Source organism: Kaarinaea lacus, from assembly GCF_975902315.1.
In genome coordinates this window covers 1-6,292 of sequence record NZ_CDLKIE010000061.1, presented here as the reverse complement: position 1 = coordinate 6,292, position 6,292 = coordinate 1, and the positions used below count along the sequence as shown (strand labels likewise).

The 6,292-nt window shown below is 47.1% G+C and carries 8 protein-coding genes; 5 read left to right on the top strand and 3 right to left on the bottom strand.

What is annotated here, in order from left to right:
* A partial coding sequence (locus ACWVCM_RS01285; RefSeq protein WP_455199885.1) for a substrate-binding domain-containing protein occupies positions 1–624 on the bottom strand: 624 nt, incomplete at its 3' end.
* Between the two features lie 122 nt (positions 625–746).
* Between ACWVCM_RS01285 and ACWVCM_RS01280 the strand changes: the two genes are divergently transcribed.
* Positions 747–968, top strand: a complete 222-nt coding sequence (locus tag ACWVCM_RS01280; protein WP_455199884.1) for a DUF6494 family protein — start codon at positions 747–749, stop codon at positions 966–968.
* A gap of 42 nt (positions 969–1,010) precedes the next feature.
* Here ACWVCM_RS01280 and ACWVCM_RS01275 read toward each other — a convergent pair whose 3' ends face one another.
* A complete protein-coding gene (locus ACWVCM_RS01275; RefSeq protein ID WP_455199883.1) occupies positions 1,011–1,868 on the bottom strand; it encodes a formate dehydrogenase accessory sulfurtransferase FdhD in 858 nt (285 codons plus the stop codon).
* 1 nt (position 1,869) lies between these two features.
* Positions 1,870–2,892, bottom strand: a complete 1,023-nt coding sequence (gene moaA / locus ACWVCM_RS01270; RefSeq protein WP_455199882.1) for a GTP 3',8-cyclase MoaA — start codon at positions 2,890–2,892, stop codon at positions 1,870–1,872.
* A gap of 213 nt (positions 2,893–3,105) precedes the next feature.
* Here moaA and ACWVCM_RS01265 point away from each other — a divergent pair, with 213 nt between their 5' ends.
* From ACWVCM_RS01265 to ACWVCM_RS01250, 4 genes are all read left to right on the top strand, one after another.
* The gene (locus tag ACWVCM_RS01265) at positions 3,106–3,618 is read left to right on the top strand and encodes a DUF3305 domain-containing protein (RefSeq protein ID WP_455199881.1); all 513 of its coding nucleotides are present in this window, start codon (positions 3,106–3,108) and stop codon (positions 3,616–3,618) included.
* Positions 3,605–4,267 carry a DUF3306 domain-containing protein gene (locus ACWVCM_RS01260; protein ID WP_455199880.1) on the top strand — a complete coding sequence of 221 codons (663 nt, stop codon included), beginning with the start codon at positions 3,605–3,607 and terminating at the stop codon, positions 4,265–4,267. Before ACWVCM_RS01265 ends, ACWVCM_RS01260 begins: the two co-directional genes overlap by 14 nt.
* A 15-nt stretch (positions 4,268–4,282) precedes the next feature.
* A complete protein-coding gene (locus ACWVCM_RS01255) occupies positions 4,283–6,025 on the top strand; it encodes a 4Fe-4S binding protein (protein ID WP_455199879.1) in 1,743 nt (580 codons plus the stop codon).
* Positions 6,022–6,292 (top strand): hypothetical protein (locus tag ACWVCM_RS01250; protein ID WP_455199878.1); only part of this gene is annotated, 271 nt, incomplete at its 3' end. The genes ACWVCM_RS01255 and ACWVCM_RS01250, both read left to right, overlap by 4 nt.

Sequence of the window (6,292 nt, the reverse complement as noted above, 5' to 3'; positions counted from 1 at the left end):
TTTAAGTGGCGAATTTTTTTGAAAAGCCAGCCAGGTACCACGATCGGTTAATGTATACGCACCGAGCTCACCGGCTATCTGCAGCACTTTACCCATGCCCTGTCCGGCTTCTCGATACCATTTGCCATCGGGAATAACCTGGGCTTCACGCCAAAGCTGCTTTTCTTTTTTATGTGTACCGGAATCATCGCCGCGTGAAACAAATAACGCGTGTTGTTGCGCAATATGTTTTAACGCCTGGGTGGCATCTGATGTGCCCTGGATTTTTGCCGGGTCGCTCGGATCGCCAACAATCACAAAATCGTTATACATGACATCCTTGCGGTTTATTCCAAAGCCATCGGCAACCAGTTTGTCTTCTGCTGCGCGGGCATGCACCAGGACGACATCAACGTCGCCTTCCCTTAACAGTCGTAAGGCTTTGCCGGTACCCACGGCGATGACATGTACTTTATTATTGGTTGTACGTTCAAATTCAGGCAGTATTTCGGTTAACAAACCGGAGTTTTCCGTGCTGGTGGTAGTGGCCAGGCGAATAACCGTCGCGCTTGCGTACACGAGTTGACTGCACGCCAGCAAGGCAGTTATTAAGAATAGTTTACGAACAGCGTTTAGTTGTTTCATGTGTTGACTCCCCGTAGTATTGTTTTCCTGTCAATCTATAATGGCAGGATATGAAACAAAATACTGAGTTCGGATTTAGAAATTTAATAAAGACGGCAAATATTTCATAAAGGAGGTGCCGGATGAGCGACGATAGTACTACTATGGATGCAACCACCATGGATATCCGAAAATTTTTAAAGAAAGTCGGTATTTCATCGCAACAGGAAATCGAGAAGGCATTGGAGCAAATGCGAGCGTCGGGAAAATTACAGGGCCTGAATAGCATTACTGCCACCATGCGGCTTGAAGTACCTGACCTGGATCTGGAGCATACGATTGAAAGCGAAATTTCCCTGTCATAATTATGCAGTTGATTCAATTGTGTGTTGGTGTATTCAAGTCTGTTAAACGGTTTCTCTTAATGGTAGCCGCTGGGGTTGTGCATCGAATACGAAATTCTCGGCGCCGTTATAAATGAGAAAGTGTTTTCCCTTGGCGCGCGCAATCATGGTAACACCCAGTTCCCTCGCCAGTTCCAGTCCCATGTGGGTGGCTCCCGAGCGCGATAATAAAACGGGTATTTCCATCTGCGTCACTTTCATGACAATCTCAGAGGTTAATCGACCGGTGGTATAAAATATTTTGTCGCCACCTTTCAATTGATCGAGCCACATGTAACCCGCGATAGCGTCTGCAGCATTGTGACGGCCGACATCCTCCACAAACATGCTGATTTCGGTATTATGACAGAGCCCACAACCATGCACAGCGCCCGCTTTCTTATAAATTTCATTGTATTGGCGAATGTTGTCTAGCAACTTGTATATATCAGATTGCCTGATGCTTACCTTAGGCAGCTTAACCGTATAAAGCTTATCCAATGTGCAACTGAAAACGGTTCCTTGCCCGCATCCGGTGGTCACGGTGCGTTTTTTTAATTTTTCATCCCATCCTTCAACGCCATTCCAGGTCGTGATTTTTACGGATTCAGTTCGCCAATCAACCAACACCGACCTGATTTGTTTAATGTCATCAATAAATCGTTGCGTGCGCAGATAACCCAGGGCCAGGGCTTCAGGGTGTGTGCCCAGTGTCATTAAGGTGACGATTTCCCGATCGTCAACATACAATGTCAAAGGCGATTCCCCGGCAACTTGTACAGAGCGTACATCGCCAAATTCGTCGGTGGCGGTAATCGTGTGCGTTGGCGCGAGTCCCGCCTGACTTAGTTCCGGACGATACAGCCTTGTCGTATCATTCACATCAACCTCCGGTGACATTCATATGGCGTAAAATGACGGGTTTCGAAGTAAGATCAAAATCATGGCCCAGGGGTTTAATTGCCATGGAATCAATGATGGCTTGCTTCAGGATATCAATATTACCTGGATGAGCGCGGATGATGTGTCGTAAATCCACCGAGTGCTCCTGCCCAAGGCATAATAACAGGCGTCCTTCCGGCGTTAAGCGTACCCGGTTGCATTGACTGCAAAAATTATGACTGTGGGGAGAAATGAATCCCACGCGTGTGTTGCTGCCAGCAACCTGGTAGTAGCGTGCCGGACCATCGGTGTAGTCAGGTTCTTTAAGCAGGTGATAATGTTGCTCGAGATCATCCTTGATTGCGTCGCTGGAGTAATAACTGATTTCGCGACTGCGTTCACCGATGATACCCATGGGCATTTCTTCAATAAAAGCCATATCGAGAGATTGCGCAACAGCGAAGGCCACCAGGTCAGCGACTTCGTCGTGGTTATAATTTTTAAGAATCACAGCGTTGATGCGGATTCGCTTAAAGCCACATTCTTTCGCAACTGCGATTCCTTCCAGCACCTTGTGCAGGTCGCCGACACGACTCATATTTTTAAAGCGTTCCGGATCCAGAGTGTCGAGGCTAATGTTAATGCGGTCGACACCAGCGCTATGCAGCGCCTGTGCGTATTTCGCCAGTTGTGAACCATTGGTAGTGAGTACGCATTGTTGCAATCCATCAAGTTGACCGATTTGCTCGAATAACCAGGTAATGTTGCGGCGGACCAGGGGTTCACCGCCCGTGATACGAACCTTGGTAACCCCTAACTCGGTGAAAGCACGGACGACAAAAGCAATTTCCTCGAGTGTCAGAATTTGATTACGTGGTACGAACTGCATGTTCTCACTCATGCAATACACACAACGGAAATCACAGCGATCGGTTACCGAAATCCGAACATAATTGACATGCCGTCCAAAGCGATCAATAAGAACGGGCAACGTTGTTGAATTGCTGGCTGTTGTCATATCCATGTGTCAATCCGCCACAACAATATTGGTAAACCGTAATATGTTAATGTGTGTGTCGTTTACTACTGACCCTGTTTTACGGATAAAGATTAAGGTTACTGTTGAGTATAGAGTTTTAAAACCACTTACCTAATTATTAAGCTTATACTATGATCAATCAATAAATAAATATTTTTCACCGTATAAATAATGGACAAGTATCAGGGTTTTTCATCCATGCAAAGTCAAAGAGAAAAATTTCCCGTGTCTGTGTTGATGCGTTACCAATTAACACCTGACAACGCATGGTCCAGCGGTCAGTGGGAAGTAGACGGCATAATCGTTGGAGACATCGGTGAAAAGTTCGGGAGTGGCAAGCAGGTTATCAGAAATGATTCAGAAAACAGGGAATACCTTTGTGCTGGTTTGAACGTCGAGCTGTATAAAGACGATGCTGAGAGTTATTATCATAATTTGATGTCTGACAATCCTAAAGCTTTTGTCGTTTGTCGAACAGATGAAACAGACAGCAACCAATGCGAGCCATATCTAGTTACGTTAAGTTATGGTGAAGCGACTTCTTATATGGAGGTTGAAGAGCTCGTTTACTCCGTTGATATGCCTGCAGAACTTTACCGCTGGGTTGAGCAATTCGTTCTGGCGCATTATGTTCCGGAAAAGAAAAGAAAGCGCCGGCGCGAGAACTGGAAAGAGGCAGGAAAAAGGGAACGACATAATGAAACAGTCTAAGGAGCCATCTTTAGATCAGCCTGTACAAAATACTGAAACGCAGGAACCATTCCTGCGTCGTTGGAGTAAGCGCAAACTGGACTCAGCCCAGGTGCAAGAAGATGATTCAGACAATGCAGACAATGTCTCACCCGGTGGCGATGCACAGTCAGCACAAGGTGTTGATGCAGAATTGGTGGAAAAACCGCAGCACACTCAACCTGAGCTTACCGATGACGATATGCCGCCTCTTGAAACGCTGGATGAACATTCTGATTTTTCGATGTTCCTGTCACCCAAAGTAAGCGAAACATTGCGCCGCCGGGCCTTGCAAAAATTATTTCATTTTCAGCAGTTCAATATTACTGATGGCCTGAATGACTACGATGATGACTATACCCATTTTGAAACACTCGGGGATATCATTCCGCATGACATGAAACGCGTGTTGCAGCGTGAAGCAGAAAAGTCACCGGCGAGTTTCGATGATGCGCAACACGAACGTGATAATGAGACTGAAAAGGCAGATGAGTTAGAACCTGAACATTCGAGTGACGCTGTTGCTGTAGCTGAAGAAGAAACTGGCGTTAGTAATACAGAGGTTAGTAACACAGAGGAAGACCAGGCGAGTAGTGTGGTTCTTTCTCATCACCACACCACCAATTCTTGATGATGTAAAGACGCAATGGACGATTTGGCAAAAGAATTAACACGAAAACTGAATGCTAGCAGCGTGAATGGATTAGCCCGTGCAAAAGCTATGGAAAAGTCCGACGTGATTCAAGCTGAACCCACCGCGCTTATTAATTATTCGTCAACCGGTTGTGTTTACATTCTGGGCCATGATGATGTTGCCCGCCAGGCTGCAGTGCAATTGGCGCAACATACGACACTGGATTGTACACTGGTGATATTGGACACGGATAAGGGTAAACCCTGCATAAAACTTGAAGCAATTGCCAGCAACACGGCGGACAAAAAAGCCCAGTTATCCGCAACAATTCAGGGAAGCGTGACGGCGATTAAGGGCTATCTTGGCGACTTTGATTTGCTGCTTGTAACGCCACGTGAACAGACGACTTTGCGCGAAGCGCTAGGCACCAGCCGCGCTCGCATCGATATCGTCCTGGACCTGACGAATGCAGATTTGCTGAGTAGTGAGATTAAACCTCCGGGTTATTACGCTGTTGCCGATAATACGGCGTTGCAAAATGCTCTGGAGGAAATCCCGGCCATGGTGGGTGAATTTGAGAAACCGAAATATTTTCTCTATAACCCTGATATTTGTGCGCATAGCCGCAGTCACATCACCGCCTGTACACGCTGCATTGAGACCTGTCCCACCGATGCCATTACCTCAGTGGGCGATACCATCAGTGTCAATCCTAATTTATGCCAGGGTGCAGGCAGTTGTGCCACTGCCTGTCCCACCGGTGCAATCACCTATAGCTATCCTCAGTTGAGTGATAGTCTAAGAAGTTTGCATGCCATGCTAAGTACTTATCAACAGGCAGGGGGACAAGATCCGGTTCTGCTGTTTCACGATGCGTCCACCGGACGTGATAGCGTGGAAACACAAGCTGATCAACTACCGGATAACGTGATTCCTTTTGAACTGGAAGAGCTGGGTAGCCTGGGAATGGACGGCTGGCTGGCATGTTTGTCCTATGGGGCCAGCGCCGTGATGTTGCTGGCGACACCCCAAACACCGCCCGGGGTGTTGAAAGAAATCAAACAGCAACTCAGTTATGCGACCGCGATTTTAACAGGCCTGGGCTATCCCGGTGATGCCATTCAATTACTGACTGATAATAATATCAGCGACAGCCTGGTTTCATTGCCGCTAGCAGAGCAGGGTAATCAGGTACCCATCGCAAAGTTATATGAGTCCAATGACAAGCGTAAAGTGATTCGTGCCGCGGTAGATCATCTTTACCAGTACGCACCGACACCAGCGCCATTGGTAGCATTACCAGCGGGCGCACTCTTCGGGGAAGTGACGGTGGATTCGCAACGATGTACTCTGTGTATGTCTTGCGTCTGGCAATGCCCAGGTAAGGCCCTCATTGCCGGTGGCAATCAACCGCAGATAAAGTTTGTTGAGAATGATTGTGTGCAGTGTGGTCTTTGCACGCGCACCTGTCCGGAAGATGCCATCGAGCCTTCGCCACGTTATTTATACGATAGGGAACAACGTCAAACTCCGCGCATTCTCTATGAAGAGCAACCATTCCTGTGCATTTCATGTGGAAAAGCGTTCGCCAGTCAAAGCGTCATCGAACATATGACCACAAAGCTAAAACAACATGCAATGTTTCAGGGTGATGCGCTCAAACGCATTCAAATGTGCGATGATTGTCGGGTAAAAGACATCTACGCAGCAGAACTCAAACAACAGAAACAAAACGCCTCCGAGGAATTGACATGACATTCGATGAGGAAACGGCAGAAAGCTCATTCGTCATTGAGCGCAATGAAGAGCGGCAGGCGCGTGCCGATGTGTATCGGCTACTGGGTGCCTTGTTAGCAAGTCCTCCCAACGTTGAATTGTTAAACATGCTTAAAAATATTGAAGTGTCTGAGGTAATGGATGACGACACTTTAACCAGTTCCTGGCACGCCTTAAGACTCGCTGCGCAACAGGTGCAGCCTGGTGATCTGGAAGATGAGTATTTCAATCTTTTTATAGGCTTAG